Raw genomic sequence first — 17,688 nt, 5'->3', positions numbered from 1 at the left:
TACGGATGACTGCTTTAGTTTTAGGTGTTTCGAGTGCGCGAGTTGCCGCTCTCGGATTGAAATCGTATAGTCAATCCATTACGGTGTATACAAAATGGATCCGTAAAAATACATTTTTCGCGTTTACCCCGATCTTCAACGGGGAGTTCACGCGGTACTTTGGCAGCGATGGCCCCCCCCTTCAGCCCCGTTCGACGGGGTCGACACACGACCGAGCGAGAGCGTCATGACCGTAAAACCGAAGCGATCGGAAGCGCTGCGACAGGCAATCGAAGAGAAGATTGCCGTAGGCGAGTACCCGCCCGGCATGCGGCTCGACGAGGTCGAACTGGCGAGCGCATTCGGTGTGTCGCGCACGCCCCTGCGCGAAGCATTGATTCAGTTGGCGTCGTCGGGCGTGATCGACATACGCCCCCGGCGGGGCGCGGTGGTGGCACAAATCGATCCCCAGCGGCTATGCGAGATGTTCGAGGTCATGGCCGAACTGGAGTCGATGTGCGCACGGCTGGCCGCCCGTCGCATCACCGAAGACGAACTGGCGGCGTTGCGCGAGACGCACGAAGCCAGCCGGGCGGCCGCCGAGGCGAGAGACATCGACACGTACTACGAAGTCAACGCGCGCTTCCATGCCCTGATCTATCAGGCCAGTCACAACGCCTATCTGCAGGAAACTGCGCTGCAACTGCACCACCGGTTGCGCGTCTATCGCCGTCTGCAACTTCGTGTACGCGACCGGCCGCACCAATCGCTCGCGGAGCACGACGCCGTGTTTCGCGCCATCGAGGCGGGTGACGCCGACGCGGCGTCGGAACGCCTTCGCGGTCACGTCACGGTGCAGGGCGAGCGCTTCGCCGATCTGATGGCGTCGTTGCGAGCGCTCGAACGCAAGGCAAGCTGAGCGAACACCCGCCCCAAAACAAAAGGGCCGCCGGAGGAGTCTCCGGCGGCCCTTTGCGTTACGGGCTGCGGCGCAGCGTCTGCCGGTGCGTCAGACGTGAGACGCCACCGGCCCGCGGCGATACGACCACACGAGCATGATCACGCCTGCCACCACCATCGGCAGCGAGAGCCATTGGCCCATCGACAGACCGAACGAGAGCAAGCCGAGGAATGCGTCGGGCTCACGCGTGAATTCGGCGAGGAAGCGAAACGCCCCATAACCGACGAGGAACATGCCGGACACTGCGCCCGCCGGACGCGCGCGTCGTGCGAAGAACCACAGCAGCAGGAACAGCGCAACGCCCTCCAGCGCCACCTCGAACAACTGCGACGGGTAACGCGGCAGCCCGTGGAATTGGGCAAACACCGCCGCCATCGCCTGATCGGCCATGGCTTGCGGATGCGTCATCACCCATTGGGCATCTTCCGCCGCCGCTTGCGGGAAGAGCATCGCGAAGCGCGAATCGGGCGACGTCACACGTCCCCACAACTCACCGTTGATGAAATTGCCCAGACGGCCCGCAGCGAGCCCCAGCGGAATCATCGGCGCAATGAGGTCGGTGCCTTCGAGCAGCGAATGCCCGCGGCGGCGCGTGAACAGCCACATGGCGACGAGCACGCCGAGGAAGCCGCCGTGAAACGACATGCCGCCTTCCCACACCTTGAAGATATCGAGCGGATTCGCCAGGTAGAACGACAGCTTGTAGAAGATCACATAGCCCAGACGTCCGCCGAGAATCACGCCGAGCACGCCGTAGAACAGCATGTCGTCGAGATCCTGCGCCTTCCAGCCTTGCTTGGCGATGAAGGGCTGACGCACGCGCAACCGCCCTACGAGCAGGAACAGAATGAAGCCGACCAGATACATCAGGCCGTACCAGCGGATGGCGAGCGGGCCGAGATGAATCGCGACCGGGTCGAATTGAGGATGAATCAGCATGGATCAGAAGAATCGATTCGTGAACAAAAGTTCCGTCGGCGCAATGGCGGCACGCGCTACGCATGCAAAAACCTTGCCGCCATCGCGTGACACGCCAGTTCGTTGCCTTCTCATTGACGCCTGGCCCGGCACGCCTTGGGATGGGCAGCACAATACCACGAGCGCACCCCGTCGCGGCAGGCAGGCGAGCGCCGTCATTCGGACGATCAACTCGACAGCGTCGCCCCCGGCGGGGTGTGCGCCACGCCTCGCGCCGTCTCGAGAAAGCCTTCGAGCACCGGCGTGACTTCTGCGGTGCGCCAGAGCAAGCCCGTCTCGATCAGCGTGCTTGTCTCGCGCAGTGCGCGATAGGTCACGCCGGTGCGTCGCAGGTGACACAGCGACTGCGGCACCAGCGCCACGCCCATGCCCGCCGACACCAGGCTCACGATGGTCTGCATCTGAATCGCCTCCTGCCCCACGCGCGGCGTGAGGCCGAGCGCGGCATAGCAGCCCATGATGATGTCGTAGAACGCCGGTGCCACGCGCCGCGGAAAGATGACGAGCGGCTCGTCGGCAAAGTCGGCCAGACTCACCGGCTCGCCCTGTGGCGCGTCGGCAGCCACGTCGTCGCGCGCGGCGGGGAGCGCCAGCATCAGCGGCTCGCGCACGATGGGCAGATAGGAGAGTTCGTTGGCGTAACGCGCGGGCACCGGCGGAATGAAGAGCCCCGCGTCGATGCGGCCGTCCATGAGCGCCTCGACCTGCACGTCGCTCGTCGCTTCGAGCAGTTGCAGGCGCACGCGCGGATAACGCTCTCCGAACTCGCGCAACAGCGGTGGCAGGATGCCGTAGTCCGCCGTCGAGACGAATCCCAGCGACAGTGTTCCCACCTCGCCGTGCGCCAGTCCTTGCGCAAGCGCGGGCAGCGCGTCGGCGTCGGCCAGAATGCGCCGTACCTCGGGCAGCAGTTGCCGGCCGACGGCCGTCAGCTCTACCGACCGGTTGGTCCGCACAAACAGCGGCGCGCCCAGCGACGCCTCCAGTGCCCGAATCTGCTGCGAGAGCGGCGGCTGCGTCATCGACAGACGCTGGGCGGCGCGTCCGAAATGACGCTCTTCGGCCACCGCGACGAAGTACCTGAATTGCCTGAGATCCATGATATTTTTTTCGACTCAATCTGAGTCAAATAATATATTTGACAAGCATTCAAGGAAAGACGAATCTTGACATCCGGCCGACACCGGTGTGCCCCGTGGCGTGGGCGGCTTAGCCCGCAGACGCTCGAACTCAGTCGAAATAAAGCCTGGCGGCCCCGGTTTTCGTTCATCCCACAAGTACAGCGTTTCAGAGACGATCATGCCTCAATACCGTTCCCGCACCTCTACCCACGGCCGCAACATGGCCGGTGCCCGCGCCCTGTGGCGTGCCACCGGCATGAAAGACGACGACTTCGGCAAGCCGATCATCGCCGTGGTGAACTCCTTCACGCAGTTCGTGCCGGGTCACGTGCACCTGCGCGACCTGGGCGCCGTCGTGGCCAAGGAAATCGAGGCGGCCGGCGGCGTGGCCAAGGAATTCAACACCATCGCCGTCGACGACGGTATCGCCATGGGCCACGGCGGCATGCTGTACTCGCTGCCGTCGCGCGAACTGATCGCCGACTCGGTGGAATACATGGTCAATGCGCACTGCGCCGACGCCATGGTCTGCATCTCCAACTGCGACAAGATCACCCCGGGCATGCTCATGGCCGCGATGCGCCTGAACATTCCGGTCGTGTTCGTCTCGGGCGGCCCGATGGAAGCGGGCAAGGTCAAGTCGGGCGACACTCAGGTGATCACCAAGATCGACCTGATCGACGCCATGATCAAGGCGGCCGACCCGAAGGTGAGCGATGCCGAGGTCGCGGAAGTCGAGCGCAGCGCGTGCCCGACGTGCGGCTCGTGCTCGGGCATGTTCACCGCCAACTCGATGAACTGCCTGACCGAAGCCATCGGTCTCGCTCTGCCGGGCAACGGCACCATCGTCGCCACGCACGCCTGGCGCCGCGGGCTGTTCGAACAGGCCGGCCGTCTCGTGGTCGATCTGTGCCGCCGCTACTATCAGGAAGACGACGACTCGGTCCTGCCGCGTAACGTCGCCACCAAGGCCGCCTTCGAAAACGCCATGGCACTCGACGTCGCCATGGGCGGCTCGACCAACACGGTGCTGCACTTGCTCGCCGCCGCACAGGAAGCCGGTGTCGACTTCACGATGTCCGACATCGACCGTATCTCGCGCAAGGTGCCGTGCCTGTGCAAGGCCGCCCCGGCGACCGACAAGTACCACATCGAAGACGTGCATCGCGCGGGCGGGATCATCGGCATTCTGGGCGAACTCGCGCGCGGCGGTCTGCTCGACACCTCGTGCGGCAACGTGCACAGCGGCACGCTCGGCGAAGCCATCGCCAAGTGGGACGTGGCGGGCGGTGCAGGCACGACAGGGGATCGGGCGCACACGTTCTACAGCGCCGCCCCCGGTGGCGTGCCCACGACCATCGCGTTCAGCCAGTCGTCGACCTACCCGTCGCTCGACCTGAACCGCGAAACCGGTTGCATCCGCGACAAGGCGCATGCCTATACGAAGGATGGCGGTCTGGCCGTGCTGTACGGCAACCTCGCCGAGAAGGGCTGCATCGTGAAGACGGCCGGCGTGGACGAGTCGCAGTGGGTCTTCACCGGCCGTGCCCGCGTGTTCGAGAGCCAGGACGACGCCGTCGAAGGCATTCTGGGCGACAAGGTTCAGCCGGGCGACGTGGTCGTGATTCGCTACGAAGGCCCGAAGGGCGGCCCGGGCATGCAGGAAATGCTGTACCCGACGTCGTACCTGAAGTCGAAGGGGCTGGGCAAGACCTGCGCCCTGTTCACGGACGGCCGCTTCTCGGGCGGCTCGTCGGGTCTGGTGATTGGCCACGCTTCGCCGGAAGCCGCCGAAGGCGGCACCATCGGTCTGGTCGAAGACGGCGACGTGATCGAGATCGACATCACCCAGCGCAAGATGCATCTGGCCGTGCCGGATGAGGAACTGGCCCGCCGCCGCGCCGCCATGGAGGCCCGTGGCGACAAGGCATGGCAGCCGGTGGATCGTCAGCGCGTTGTCTCGCAAGCCTTGCAGGCGTATGCGGCATTGGCCACCTCGGCCGACCGCGGCGCCGTGCGCGACCTGTCGCAGTTGAAGCTGAGCAAGCGCGGCTGATCCGTTGATCGGCAACGACGGGTTCGCAAGGGAGCGGCGGTTCGGAAAGTGCAATGACCGGCCGCTCCCGCGCAAGCTTCGCCATGAAGGGACGTAAGGTGCCGCAGTAACGACACCCGGCGGCGTGGTCGGATTTTCGCCATGCCGCCAGCATGACAGCGTGATACAACAACGGTTGTGCGCAACGCTGCGGTAGCCGGTGGCGTGGCACATCCCCACAGGAGACCGTCATGGCATTCAACCGTCGTTCGCGAAATGTCACGCAAGGCGTGGCGCGCTCGCCCAACCGCTCGATGTACTACGCGCTGGGCTACAAGGAAGAAGACTTCGACAATCCGATGATCGGCGTGGCCAATGGCCACTCGACGATCACCCCGTGCAACGCGGGGCTGCAACGCCTCACCGACGCCGCCGTCGATGCCATCAAGACCCATCAGGCCAATCCGCAGACCTTCGGCACCCCGACCATTTCCGACGGCATGTCGATGGGCACGGAGGGCATGAAGTACTCGCTCGTCTCTCGCGAAGTCATTGCCGACTGTATCGAAACTGCCGTGCAGGGGCAGTGGATGGATGGCGTGGTCGTGATCGGCGGCTGCGACAAGAACATGCCGGGCGGGATGATTGCGCTGGCGCGCATCAACGTACCGGGCATCTACGTCTACGGCGGCACCATCAAGCCGGGCAACTGGAAGGGCAAGGATCTCACCATCGTCTCGTCGTTCGAGGCCGTGGGCGAATTCACGGCCGGTCGCATGACCGAGGCCGATTTCAAGGGCATCGAGAAGAACGCCTGTCCGTCGACCGGCTCCTGCGGCGGCATGTACACGGCCAACACGATGAGTTCGTCGTTCGAAGCGCTGGGCATGTCGTTGCTGTATTCGTCGACGATGGCCAACCCCGATCAGGAAAAGGTCGACTCTGCCGCCGAATCGGCACGGGTGCTGATCGAAGCCGTCAAGAAAGACATCAAGCCGCGCGACATCATCACCCGCAAGTCCATCGAGAACGCCGTGGCACTCATCATGGCCACGGGCGGCTCCACCAACGCCGTGCTGCACTATCTCGCCATCGCGCACGCCGCCGACGTCGAGTGGCGCATCGAGGACTTCGAGCGCATTCGTGCGCGCGTGCCGGTCATCTGCGATCTGAAGCCGTCGGGCAAGTATGTGGCGACGGATCTGCACAAGGCCGGCGGCATTCCGCAAGTGCTCAAGATCCTGCTCGACGCCGGTCTGCTGCACGGCGACTGCCTGACGATCACCGGCCAGACCCTTGCCGAAGCACTGAAGGACGTGCCGTCGGTGCCGCGCGCCGATCAACACGTGATCTTCCCCATCGACAAGGCACTCTATAAGGAAGGCCATCTCGCCATCCTCAAGGGCAATCTGGCCGAGCACGGCGCTGTCGCGAAGATCACCGGCCTGAAGCATCCGGTAATCACCGGTCCGGCGCGCGTGTTCGACGACGAGCAAAGCGCGATGGAAGCGATTCTCGGCGACAAGATCCGGGCGGGCGACATTCTCGTGCTGCGCTATCTCGGCCCGAAGGGGGGGCCGGGCATGCCGGAGATGCTCGCGCCGACCTCGGCCATCATCGGCAAGGGGCTCGGCGAGACGGTCGGTTTCGTCACCGACGGCCGGTTCTCGGGCGGAACGTGGGGCATGGTGGTCGGACACGTCGCACCGGAGGCATTCGTCGGCGGCACCATTGCCCTCGTGCACGAAGGCGACTCGATCACCATCGACGCGCACAAGCTGCTGCTGCAACTGAATGTGCCGGACGATGAACTCGCACGGCGGCGCGCGGCGTGGAAAGCACCGGCACCGCGATACACGCGAGGGGTTCTGGCGAAGTACGCGGCGCTGGCGCAACCGGCCAACAAGGGCGGCGCGACGGGCTGATTTCTTCGCGGCCTCGTGACGGCACACGAGGCCGCGAAGAAATTGCTGGCGGCGTCACTTGCGCTTGCGACGGGGCTATCGACTGGCTCGCTGGCGTCGTTCTGTCTCGCTTTGGCAGCGACGCTTAGGCGACCGGCAGACCAATGCTATATTGCTGCCAGACTTCCCCCCACCACTCTCCGGAAACGAGTATCAAATGAAGGAATTTGCCGGCAAGTCCGCCAGTGCGACGCTCGGGGCTTGGCTGATGATTGCGGCAGGCACCGCGCTCGCGCAGACGAGCGCGCAGGCCACCGACGCATCGGACGCGCACGCGATGGAGAAGTTCGCCCGCGAGCGCAATTGCATGACGTGTCATGCCACCGACCGCACGTTGCTCGCCCCGTCCTATCGGGCTATCGCCAAGCGCTACGCCGGGCAAACCGGTGCAGCCGAGGAGATCGCGCGTTCCATTGCAGACGGCAGTCACGGCAAATGGGGAAGCATTCCGATGCCCGCGAGCCCGCAGGTCGCCCCGGACGAGGCGGCCCGTCTGGCCCGCTGGATACTCGGCATGGCGCGTTAAGCGGTCAGTTCGAGGGCGTTGGCCGTGACCGTCGCGTCACGGCATCTCCGAAGCCCTACCCTTGCGAGCGGACCTGCTTCGCGATCTCTTCGATGACGGCTTGCCGGATACGGTCCGGCAGTTGTACCTGCAAAGCGTCGGCGACCTGTTTGCCGATCAGTTGCACCAGCCACGCGGTCTGGTCGATCAACGCGTCGTGACAGCGGCGCTCCACCATCGTTGTGATTTCATCGGCCAGTTGCAGCGTGAGCCGGGCGCTCACACGTTCCGCGAAGACCGCGACGTCGGCCGGCACGCCCTGCTCGATCGCCGCAGCCGTGGGTGCTGCGTGCTGCGGCGCTGCGGCCTCGCCGGGCGCGAGCACTTCGGTCAGCGTGGGAATGCCGGGATCGGTGCGCTCGGGCTCGTTCGACACGGTCAGCCTCTCTGGTCGTAGTTGTTCAGGGTGTAGCCGCGATCGCGGTAGAAGCGATAGCGCTCCCGGGCGCCGGACAATTCGTCCGGCGTGCCGCCCACGATCTCGACCACCCGTTCGAAACGCGCGAAGTGCGTGGGCACGCCGGCCGCCAGATTGAGCAGCACCTGGTGATGCTGGGCTTCCTCGTCGGGGGCGGCCAGCACTACGGGTGTCTGCGGGGCGAGCGGGTCGCGGGTGAAGCAATGCGGCACGAATTCCAGCGGCGAAAACGTCCACAGCGCCTGATCGAATGCTCGCAGCACGTCGGGTTCGCCGACGACCACGAGCGTCTGCCCGGCCCCATAGACCTTGCGCGCGAACCGGCAAGCGTATTCCAGCCGGTTCGCCACATGCGTGTGAAAGTCGACGCGGGTCACCGGGCCTCGCGATCGATCAGGAACTGCGTGAGCAACGGCACCGGACGGCCTGTTGCCCCCTTGGCCGCACCGCTCTTCCATGCCGTACCGGCGATGTCGAGGTGAGCCCAGTCGTACTTCTCGGTGAAGCGCGACAGGAAGCAGGCCGCCGTTACGCTACCCGCCGGACGCCCGCCGATGTTCGCCATGTCGGCAAAATTCGACTTGAGCTGCTCCTGATACTCCTCTTCGACTGGCAGACGCCACGCCGTATCGCCCGTCGTGCGGCCTGCGGCGAGCAGTTCATCGGCAAGGGTGTCGCTCTTCGAGAACAGCCCCGAGTTCACATGGCCAAGCGCGATGATGCAGGCACCGGTCAGCGTGGCCACATCGATCACGGCGGCCGGCTTGAAGCGTTCCGCGTAGGTGAGCGCGTCGCACAGGATCAGTCGGCCTTCGGCGTCGGTATTCAGCACTTCGATGGTCTGGCCGGACATGCTGGTGACCACGTCCCCGGGCTTCGTCGCCTGACCGTTCGGCATATTCTCCGTAGCCGGCACAATGGCGATGACATTGAGCTTGAGGCCCATCTCGGCGACCGCGCGGATCGTCCCGAGCACGGAGCCGGCACCGCACATGTCGTACTTCATCTCGTCCATGCCTTCGCCCGGCTTGAGCGAGATGCCGCCCGAGTCGAAGGTCACACCCTTGCCAACCAGCACGATCGGTGCCTGCTTGGCACCGCCGCCCTCATACTTGAGGACGATGAACCGCGGCGGTTGGTGCGAGCCACGCGAAACCGACAGGAACGATCCCATCTTGAGCGCTTCGATCTGCTTCGGCCCGAGGATTTCGGACTTGAGCTTGAATTCGCGCGCGAGCTTCTGCGCTTCGCCGGCCAGATAGGTCGGGGTGCACACATTGCCCGGCAGGTTGCCGAGGTCCTTGGTGAGCGCCATGCCGTTAGCGATGGCCGTGCCGCGCTTGGCCGCCAGTTTGGCGGCCTTCTCGTCTTCCCGGGCAACCGCGAAGTAGACCTTGCTCAGCACGGTGGTGGCCGGTTCGGCTTTGCTCTTCATCTGAACGAAACGGTAGGTGGCCTCGCGCAGCGCGAGCACCGAGGCGCGCACGGCCCAGGCGATGTCCTGCTTGGCGATCTTGACTTGCGCCAGCGTCCAGATGGCGTCGGTGGCGCGCGAGGCGAGCAACGTGCGCACGGCGGCGCGCGTGGCTTCGTTGAAACCCTTTTGCGTCAACTTGTCCTCGGGCCCCAGTCCGACGAACAGCACACGTGCCGGGCTCCATCCGGCAACCTCGTGCAGCATCAGCGTGCTGCCGAGCTTGCCGTTGAGTTCGCCGCGCTTGACCATGCGTGCCAGCAGGCCCTTGCTCGCGACGTCGAGCGCCTTGGCAAGCCCCGCGAGCGGCTGCTGCTCGAACACGCCGACCACCAGACACTCCGTTTTGGCGTTGGCAAGGTCGGCCTGTCCCGCCTTGGTCGAATCGAAGGCTTTTGTGCTAAAGTCCATCGCGCTTTCCTCGGGTAAAATTCGTACGAGCCGCAATTATCCGCTTTTTTCCGCGCTCACCCAACCGCAAGAGCACCCCAATCGTCATCACATGATCTTTCAGCGTTCCCTGCAGCGCGAGCTGAACTACACCGCCGGGGCCGTCTTCATGGTGCTGATCACCGTCATGCTCACCACCATGATGATCCGCATCCTGGGCTTCGCCGCGTCGGGGAAAGCCGATCCGCGCGACGTACTCGTGCTCATCGGCCTGGCCGTGATCGGCTACCTCGCGGTCATTCTGATCGTGACGTTGTTCGTCTCGATCCTGTTTGTCCTCACCCGTTGGTATCGCGACTCTGAGATGGTCGTGTGGTTTGCCTCGGGCCTGTCGATCACCAACTTCGTCAAGCCGGTGCTGCGCTTTGCCACGCCCTATCTGGCCGTGATCACGTTCTGCGCGCTGGTCGCGTGGCCGTGGGCAAATCTGCAGATCGCCACCCTTGAAGCCCGCTTTGCCCAGCGAGACGATGTCTCGATGATCTCACCGGGCCAGTTCCGCGAGAGCGCTGCGAGCCACCGGGTGTTCTTCGTGGAGACGGTCTCGCCCGACACCACCAAGGTCCACAACGTCTTCGTCTCCGGCACCGAGAACGGCAAGGTCAATGTGGTCGTCTCGAAAGACGGTCATATCGAGACGACCAAGGACGGCAACCGCTATATCGTGCTCGAGAAGGGCCGTCGCTACGACGGTGTGCCCGGTCAGCCCGATTACCGGGTCATGGAGTTCGAGCGCTACGGCGTGAAGATCGACAACCCGACAGCGGTCGACACCGACAACACCCCGACCAAGGGGGTGCCGACCATGCGCCTGTTCCGTGAGATTCAGAATCCGATCTTCCGCGGCGAAATCGTCTGGCGCATCGGCCTGCCCCTGCTCGCGCTCTCGCTCGTGCTGCTTGCCGTGCCGCTCGCCTATCAGAACCCGCGCCACGGCCGCACTGTCAATCTGGTCATGGCCGTGCTGATCTATCTCGGGTACACCAACTTGCTGAGCCTGTCGCAAGCGTATGTGGCGCAGGAGCGCTTGCCGCTGGCCCTCGGCGTATGGTTACTGCACGCGCTGGCCCTCGGTGTCATCGTGCTGCTTTATCTGCGCCGTGTGCGATTCCGCGGGCTGTTCGGCCGCCGTCGCAACCACGGCGCCGGTGGAGTGCGTGCATCGGGAGGCACTCGCTGATGCGCATCTACGAGAAATATTTCGCGCGCCAGATCTATCTCGCGTTCCTGTTCGTTTTGCTCGCGTTCGTCGGTCTGTTCGTCTTCTTCGATCTCGTGAGCGAACTGGGCGACGTCGGCCGCGGCGGTTACCGCTTCCAGCATGCCCTGGCTTATGTGCTGCTGTTCGCCCCGCAGCGGATGTACGAAATCATTCCGGTCGCCTCGCTCATTGCCGCCATCTATGTCTGCGCGCAACTGGCGGGTAATTCGGAATTCACGATCTTCCGCGTCTCGGGCCTCTCAACCGGTCAGGCGTTGCGTTCCCTGCTGAAAATCGGTTTCCCGATCGTGATGATCACCTTCGTCATCGGCGAGTACGTTGCGCCGAACGCCGAGCAGTTCGCACAGAAGATTCGTCTCGAGGCGCTGGGCAGTTCGGTCTCGGCCGGCTTTCGCTCCGGGGTCTGGGTCAAGGACACCGTCGATCAGGACGGTTCGCGTGTCACCCGCTTCATCAATGTGGGCACGCTCAACCCGGATAACACCATCGCCAACGTTCGCATCTACGAGTTCGATGACAAGCTGCGGCTCGACAGCGTACGGCTGGCGAAGCTCGGGAAGTTCGAGGCACCGAATTTCTGGAAGCTGACCGACGTGTCCGAAACGGTCTTCAGCGCAACGAGCGACGCCACGGCCAGCAACGACCCGTTGCGCGCCCTGGTGCAGAGCAAGCAGGTGCATATCGACACGGTGCAGATGCGCTCGGAACTCACGCCGCAGATTCTGTCCGTGCTGATGGTCTCGCCGGACAACATGGCCATCGGCAGTCTGTACCGGTACATTGGTCACCTGAAGGAGAATCAGCAGAACACCGACCGATACAACCTCGCGCTCTGGCAGAAGCTGCTATACCCGCTTGCCGTCTTCGTGATGATGGCGCTGGCGCTGCCATTCGCCTACCTGCATGCGCGGGCCGGGGCCATCGGTCTGAAGGTGTTCGGCGGGATCATGCTCGGCATGAGCTTCCAGTTGCTCAACAATCTGTTCTCGCATCTGGGCATGCTCAACACCTGGCCGGCGTGGTTCACGGCGGCGTTACCATCGTTGCTCTATCTGGTGCTCGCGATCGCGGCGTTGCGCTGGGTGGACAAGCATTGAGGTGCCGGCCATGCAAGGCAAGCCTGGCGTCATCCTGTTCGCTCACGGCTCTCGCGATCCGCGCTGGGCAGCGCCGTTCGAGCGGCTGCGAGACAAGCTGAGCGCGCAGCGCCCCGATGCCGACGTGCGGCTTGCCTTTCTCGAGCTGATGACGCCGAATCTTACCGACGCAGTGGCCGACATGGCATTGCAGGGCACATCCGAGATCACGCTGGTGCCGGTGTTTCTGGGTCAGGGCGGTCATGTGAGGCGCGATCTGCCCGCGCTCGCCGACGCATGCCGCGCCGCACACCCTGGCCTCGCGCTGCACGTGAGTGCAGCCATCGGGGAAGACGACAAGGTGCTCGACGCCCTCGCCGAGTACTGCGGCAGGATGATCGACGCTCACTGAGCGCGACACGGCGGCCTGCACGGCATCAAGGGATAAAAATACGGCGTCACAGACCACTGTGACGCCGTATTTGCATTGACGCTCGGAAAACGAGGTCCGAGACGATCTCGTTCAGGCGGCCATCGCCGCCTGCGCCGCCCAATCCTGCAACGAGGTGGCATCGGCATGTGCAAACGCCTCGCCGATGAGCAGGACGCTCGGCTGCGCCGCGTCGAACCACGAGGCCGCGCCCCCCTGCCGGACATCGTCCAGCGTGAGACGCACGCGCCGCTCGCGCGGTGTCGTTGCGGCTTCCACGATCGCTACGGGCGTCGATGCCGGTTTGCCTGCCGCGATCAATTCCGTCGCAATGCGCTGAGCGCTGTCACGTCCCATGTAATAGACGAGCGAATCGGCCGACGCCTGCGCCGCGATCTCCGCCGACTCGGGCGCGCGGCTTTGCGTCGCGAAGGCCACGCTGCGGGCCACGCCTCGCAGCGTCAGCGAACGCCCAAGCGCCGCCGCACTGGCCAACGCGGCCGTGATACCGGGTACGACTTCCACCGGGATACCCGCCGCCTCCAGCGCGCGCAGTTCTTCGTCTGCGCGGCCGAACAGCATCGGATCGCCGCCCTTCAAGCGCACCACCAGCGCGTGGGTGCGAGCGTGATCGATCAACTGCTTGTTGATGAAGTGCTGCGCGCTCGAGTGCTTGCCGCAACGCTTGCCGACGGCAATATGCTTGGCCTGCGCGCACAGCGCGAGCATCTCCGGCTCGACGAGCGCGTCGTGAAGCACCACGTCGGCCTGCGCCAGCAGTCGCGCGCCACGCACGGTAATCAGATCGGCCGCGCCGGGACCTGCCCCAACGAGATAGACCTTGCCCGGCGCCTGACCGGCTTGCGAAGAGGGCGTCATCATTACGCCGCCAGTGCGCGAATCATCCCCGCAGCCACCGTGTGGTGCGTGGCCTCGTCGATCAGCACGAACGCGCCCGTGGCGGGGTTTGCGTCGTACGTATCGGCAACCACCGGCTTTTGCAGACTCAACTGCACGCGACCGATGTCGTTCATGGCGAGCGTGGCCTTGTCCGTGCCGTGCGAGAGCGTGCTCACATCGAGTACCGTGTCCACGCTGCCGATCTTCACGTACACCGTGCTGGTCGCTTGCTTGAGCAAGTACTTGCGCTGCGGCGCGAGCGCGTCTTCGTCGAACCAGCAGACGTCGGCAGACAGTTTGCGCGACGGAGCGAGCGCCGACTCGGCGGCCACGAAGGTATCGCCGCGCGACACATCGACATCCTCGGTCAGACGGATCGTCACGCACTGCCCGGCGAAGGCTTCTTCGAGCAGGCCGCGCGGCCCGACGATCTCGGCGACGCTCGCCGAGCGGCCGGCCGGCAGCACGCGCAGTGCCTGACCGACACGCACCGAGCCCGACTCCACGCGTCCCATGTAACCGCGGAAGTCGTCGGCGTGCGAGCCGTCCTGACGCGCCACCAGTTGCACCGGGAAGCGCAGTTCGCCGCCCGACTGGGCGACCGGCAGCGATTCGAGCAGGTCGAGCAGTGGCTCGTCCTGATACCAGGGCATGCGCTCGCTCGCATACACAATGTTGTCGCCCTTGAGCGCGGAAACCGGCACGAAGCGCACGCCTTCGAGACCCAGAATTTGCGCCAGTTCGAGATAGGCGGCGCGAATCGCGTCGAACGTCGTCTCGCTGTAGTCGACCAGATCCATCTTGTTGATGGCCACAATCACGTGTTGCAAGCCCAGCAGCTTGACGATGGCGCTGTGACGTTTGGTCTGGGCGAGCAACTCGGTGCGGCCACCCGCTTCGGTCACGCGCGTGGCATCGATCAGCACGATGGCGGCGTGCGCCGTCGAAGCGCCCGTGACCATATTGCGGGTGTACTGCTCGTGACCCGGCGTATCGGCGATGATGAACTTGCGGCGCGCGGTGGTGAAGTAGCGATAGGCGACGTCGATGGTAATGCCCTGCTCCCGCTCGGCTTCGAGGCCGTCGGTGAGCAGCGAAAAGTCGATGTCTTCGCCGGCGGTGCGCTTGTGCTTGGCGCGAGCGAGCGCGCTGAGTTGATCGGTCAGCACCGACTTGCTGTCGTACAGCAGGCGGCCGATCAACGTGCTCTTGCCGTCGTCGACGCTGCCTGCCGTGATGAAACGCAGCACGCCGAGGTCTTCCTGATGCGGGGTGAGGCTCATGATCTCTTCAACTCGATTGCGTGGCCCTGAGTGCGGCGAATCTGCGCACCCGGCGGGCCGGTGTCTCTGAACGTAGGGAGAAAGGCGGCCGTTGGGCGCCTCAGAAATACCCTTGCTTCTTGCGCTGCTCCATCGCCGCCTCGGACGTCTGATCGTCCATGCGCGTGGCGCCACGCTCCGTAATGTCGGTCACGGCCGTCTCGGCAATGATCTCCACCGGGCTCCCGGCAACGCTGGCCACCGGGCAGGTGCAACTGATGTCGCCAACGGTACGGAAACGCACCGACGCCGTCTCGCTCGACTCGCCGTCCTGCTTGGGCGTGAGCGGCGTAACCGGCACGAGCAACCCGTTGCGGCGCACGATTTCGCGCTCGTGGGCGTAGTAGATCGACGGCAGGTCGAGGTTCTCGCGAGCGATGTATTGCCACACGTCCAACTCGGTCCAGTTCGAGATCGGGAACACACGCAGGTGCTCGTCGCCATGCAGCCGCGCGTTGAACAGGTGCCACAGTTCGGGGCGCTGCGCCTTCGGGTCCCACTGACCGAATTCGTCACGGAACGAGAAGATGCGCTCTTTTGCACGCGCCTTCTCTTCGTCGCGGCGAGCGCCGCCGATCATGGCGTCGAAGCCGTGCTCGGCGATCGTTTCGAGCAGTGTCACGGCCTGGGCTGCGTTGCGCGAATCGGTCTCTCGACGCAGACGAACCGTGCCGCGGCGGATCGAGTCTTCCACGTGCCCCACGATCAGTTCGGCCCCCAGAGCCTTGGCGTGACGGTCGCGGAATTCAATCACTTCCGGATAGTTGTGGCCGGTGTCGATGTGCACCAGCGGGAACGGCAGCACCGTCTTGCGGTTCGGGCCAAGGCCGAACGCCTTGAGCGCCAAATGCAGCACCACGACCGAGTCCTTCCCGCCCGAAAACAACAGCGCGGGCTTGCGGCACTCCGCCACGACCTCGCGCAGGATGTACATCGATTCGGCTTCGAGCCAGTCCAGATGATCCATTCGCGAGCCATTGGCCTGCGCGACTTCGTGCATCGCACCCATAGTGTTCCCTTCCTTAACGATTCCGAGATTCGAATTGCCACGATGTGCCGCCACTCAGGGGCGTCGCATCGTCATATGTCTTTGCCTGATCGCATGATCCGCGTGACGCGCGGGCGCTTTGCCCGCGGCACTCAGTTCGACTTCACCGAGACGGGGATCTTGCTCAGGTTGCCGGCGTGCAGACCACATTCCTTGCTGTCGCGCGACTCCCACCACCAGCGCCCTGCCCGGCTGTCTTCGCCCGGGCGGATGGCGCGGGTACACGGCTCGCAGCCGATGCTCGGGTAGCCGCGCGCGTGCAGCGGATTGACCGGGACGTCGCGAGCTGTCAGGTACGCCCACACCTGCGCTTGCGTCCAGTCGAAGAGCGGGTTGTACTTGGCGATACCGCGGGCGTCATCTTGTTCGGCGAACGCCAGTTCTTCGCGTGTGACCGACTGCTCGCGGCGCTGGCCGGTGAGCCAGGCGTCGGCGTCGGCGAGCGCGCGGCCGAGCGGTTCGACCTTGCGAATCTGGCAGCACGCCTTGCGAAGATCCACGCTCTCGTAGAAGGCGTTCGCGCCATGCTCGGTCACGTATTGCTCGACGGCATCCGCCTGCGGTGCATACTGCACAACGTCGTAACCGTAGCGCGATTTGATCCGGTCGATCATGCCCAGTGTCTCCGCATGCAAGCGACCGGTGTTGAGCGTGAAGACCGTGATCGGCAGTTGCTGTCGCAGAATCACGTGCGTGATGAGCATGTCTTCGGCGGCCAGGCTGCTGGCAAACTTCACGTTGCGATGCGAACCCGCAATGCGTGCCAGGCGCTCGGCCAGCACCGCTTCCATTTCGTCGAGCAGCGCCATGTCCTGATGCTCGGCATCGGTCGCATTCGACGGCACGGCGGCCGGGGTGGGTTCCCAGCGGGATTCGTTTCGCATTTCGCGAACTCCTTATTGTCTGTAGGGGGTGTCAGCCGACCAGCTTCACTGCCGCGAGCGTAAGCGTTGCCGCCAAGGCCCCGCGCACAATGCGCTCGGGCAGATGACGGGTAAGCTTTGCGCCCAGCCAGATCCCGGGCAGCGAGCCGATCAGCAGACTACCGAGCAGTGCCCAGTGCACTGTATCGAGCCAGATATGGCCCAGTGCGGCAATGGCGGTCAGCGGCACGGCGTAGGCAATATCGGTACCGGCGACTTCGGCCGGTTCCAATTGCGGGTACAACATCAGGATCAGCGTGGCGCCAACGGCACCGGCGCCAATCGAGGAAATCGTCACGAGCCCGCCGATCAGCGCGCCCACCATCACGGTGGCGACCGCTTGCGGGCGGCCCGTCAACTGCCAGTTCGGGTGCGCGCGCAACACGGCCAGCAGCTTCGCGCGGAACAGCAGGGAGAGCACGGTGAGCAGGACAGAAGCGGCAATCGTCAGCTTGATGACATGCAGCGCCGCATCGTCGATGCCACCCAGCCGTTTCAGGAAGAGAATCGTCACCAGCGCCGCCGGCAGCGCGCCGAGCGTGAGCCGGCGCACGATGTGCCACTTCACGTGCCCGTGCGAACGGTGCGCGACCGTGCCGAAGCTCTTGGTAACCGCGGCAAACGCCAGATCCGTGCCCACGGCGACCGGGGCGGCGTAGCCAAGCAAGAGCGTGAGCAGCGGCGTCATCAGCGAGCCCCCGCCTACACCGGTCAGGCCGACCAGCAGGCCGACGCCAAATCCGGAAAGGGGTTCGAGCCACAGCGACATGTACGACGCTCCTGATGGGTGCTAAATGCCTGACGGGAATAACGTTATCGAAA

17 protein-coding genes are annotated in these 17,688 nt (G+C 64.6%); 7 read left to right on the top strand and 10 right to left on the bottom strand.

Annotation, left to right across the window (positions count from 1 at the left end; genetic code table 11):
* The first annotated feature begins 226 nt into the window (after nucleotides 1-226).
* Nucleotides 227-898, top strand: a complete 672-nt coding sequence (locus PCO31110_RS24920) for a GntR family transcriptional regulator (RefSeq protein ID WP_150691698.1) — start codon at nucleotides 227-229, stop codon at nucleotides 896-898.
* Nucleotides 899-988: 90 nt separating this feature from the next.
* On the opposite strand, the gene lgt is transcribed toward PCO31110_RS24920, so the two are convergent.
* Together lgt and PCO31110_RS24910 are read right to left on the bottom strand one after the other, a co-directional pair.
* Entirely contained in the window at nucleotides 989-1,879 is an 891-nt protein-coding gene (gene lgt / locus PCO31110_RS24915; RefSeq protein ID WP_150586945.1) for a prolipoprotein diacylglyceryl transferase, read from the bottom strand.
* Between the two features lie 206 nt (nucleotides 1,880-2,085).
* Entirely contained in the window at nucleotides 2,086-3,018 is a 933-nt protein-coding gene (locus tag PCO31110_RS24910) for a LysR family transcriptional regulator (RefSeq protein WP_010804363.1), read from the bottom strand.
* A gap of 199 nt (nucleotides 3,019-3,217) precedes the next feature.
* On the opposite strand from PCO31110_RS24910, the gene ilvD (PCO31110_RS24905) reads away from it, so the two are divergent.
* The 3 genes from ilvD (PCO31110_RS24905) to PCO31110_RS24895 all read left to right on the top strand — a co-directional run bounded on the left by ilvD (PCO31110_RS24905) (nucleotide 3,218) and on the right by PCO31110_RS24895 (nucleotide 7,564).
* Nucleotides 3,218-5,095, top strand: coding sequence for a dihydroxy-acid dehydratase (ilvD, locus tag PCO31110_RS24905; protein ID WP_150691697.1), 1,878 nt, complete (start codon nucleotides 3,218-3,220; stop codon nucleotides 5,093-5,095).
* Between the two features lie 230 nt (nucleotides 5,096-5,325).
* A complete protein-coding gene (ilvD, locus tag PCO31110_RS24900; protein ID WP_150691696.1) occupies nucleotides 5,326-6,999 on the top strand; it encodes a dihydroxy-acid dehydratase in 1,674 nt (557 codons plus the stop codon).
* Between the two features lie 196 nt (nucleotides 7,000-7,195).
* A complete protein-coding gene (locus PCO31110_RS24895) occupies nucleotides 7,196-7,564 on the top strand; it encodes a c-type cytochrome (protein ID WP_010804366.1) in 369 nt (122 codons plus the stop codon).
* Between the two features lie 55 nt (nucleotides 7,565-7,619).
* Here PCO31110_RS24895 and PCO31110_RS25835 read toward each other — a convergent pair whose 3' ends face one another.
* Genes PCO31110_RS25835 through PCO31110_RS24880 form a run of 3 tightly spaced genes read right to left on the bottom strand, consistent with a single transcriptional unit; the run spans nucleotide 7,620 to nucleotide 9,906 of the window.
* Nucleotides 7,620-7,979: a DUF2486 family protein gene (locus PCO31110_RS25835; protein ID WP_174979773.1), complete on the bottom strand. Its 360-nt coding sequence runs from the start codon at nucleotides 7,977-7,979 to the stop codon at nucleotides 7,620-7,622.
* A 2-nt stretch (nucleotides 7,980-7,981) separates the two neighbouring features.
* Nucleotides 7,982-8,398, bottom strand: a complete 417-nt coding sequence (locus PCO31110_RS24885; protein WP_150586950.1) for a DNA polymerase III subunit chi — start codon at nucleotides 8,396-8,398, stop codon at nucleotides 7,982-7,984.
* Entirely contained in the window at nucleotides 8,395-9,906 is a 1,512-nt protein-coding gene (locus PCO31110_RS24880) for a leucyl aminopeptidase (protein ID WP_010804369.1), read from the bottom strand. Before PCO31110_RS24880 ends, PCO31110_RS24885 begins: the two co-directional genes overlap by 4 nt.
* Nucleotides 9,907-9,997: 91 nt before the next feature.
* On the opposite strand from PCO31110_RS24880, the gene lptF reads away from it, so the two are divergent.
* The 3 genes from lptF to PCO31110_RS24865 are packed head-to-tail and all read left to right on the top strand — an operon-like array spanning nucleotide 9,998 to nucleotide 12,655.
* Nucleotides 9,998-11,125 (top strand): LPS export ABC transporter permease LptF, encoded by a 1,128-nt coding sequence (gene lptF / locus PCO31110_RS24875; protein WP_010804370.1) that lies wholly within the window; start codon nucleotides 9,998-10,000, stop codon nucleotides 11,123-11,125.
* Nucleotides 11,125-12,264 (top strand): LPS export ABC transporter permease LptG, encoded by a 1,140-nt coding sequence (lptG, locus tag PCO31110_RS24870; RefSeq protein ID WP_010804371.1) that lies wholly within the window; start codon nucleotides 11,125-11,127, stop codon nucleotides 12,262-12,264. The genes lptF and lptG overlap by 1 nt, the downstream gene beginning before the upstream one ends.
* Before the next feature lie 10 nt (nucleotides 12,265-12,274).
* Complete coding sequence (locus PCO31110_RS24865; RefSeq protein ID WP_010804372.1) at nucleotides 12,275-12,655, top strand: sirohydrochlorin chelatase; 381 nt, start codon at nucleotides 12,275-12,277, stop codon at nucleotides 12,653-12,655.
* 111 nt (nucleotides 12,656-12,766) lie between these two features.
* Here the strand turns inward: PCO31110_RS24865 and cobA are convergent, their stop codons facing one another.
* From cobA to PCO31110_RS24840, 5 genes are all read right to left on the bottom strand, one after another.
* Nucleotides 12,767-13,552 (bottom strand): uroporphyrinogen-III C-methyltransferase, encoded by a 786-nt coding sequence (cobA, locus tag PCO31110_RS24860; protein WP_150691717.1) that lies wholly within the window; start codon nucleotides 13,550-13,552, stop codon nucleotides 12,767-12,769.
* Between the two features lie 2 nt (nucleotides 13,553-13,554).
* Complete coding sequence (locus tag PCO31110_RS24855) at nucleotides 13,555-14,856, bottom strand: sulfate adenylyltransferase subunit 1 (RefSeq protein ID WP_150691694.1); 1,302 nt, start codon at nucleotides 14,854-14,856, stop codon at nucleotides 13,555-13,557.
* A 100-nt stretch (nucleotides 14,857-14,956) separates the two neighbouring features.
* The gene (cysD, locus tag PCO31110_RS24850) at nucleotides 14,957-15,904 is read right to left on the bottom strand and encodes a sulfate adenylyltransferase subunit CysD (RefSeq protein WP_010804375.1); all 948 of its coding nucleotides are present in this window, start codon (nucleotides 15,902-15,904) and stop codon (nucleotides 14,957-14,959) included.
* 131 nt (nucleotides 15,905-16,035) lie between these two features.
* Nucleotides 16,036-16,752, bottom strand: coding sequence for a phosphoadenylyl-sulfate reductase (locus PCO31110_RS24845; RefSeq protein WP_051126131.1), 717 nt, complete (start codon nucleotides 16,750-16,752; stop codon nucleotides 16,036-16,038).
* 106 nt (nucleotides 16,753-16,858) lie between these two features.
* Nucleotides 16,859-17,635 (bottom strand): sulfite exporter TauE/SafE family protein, encoded by a 777-nt coding sequence (locus PCO31110_RS24840; protein ID WP_150691693.1) that lies wholly within the window; start codon nucleotides 17,633-17,635, stop codon nucleotides 16,859-16,861.
* Nucleotides 17,636-17,688: the final 53 nt, after the last annotated feature.

The sequence above is a fragment of the Pandoraea communis genome (assembly GCF_902459745.1).
GTDB lineage: Bacteria > Pseudomonadota > Gammaproteobacteria > Burkholderiales > Burkholderiaceae > Pandoraea > Pandoraea communis.
Note: the sequence above shows the minus strand (reverse complement) of the source record. Positions and strands in the feature narration are given on the sequence as shown.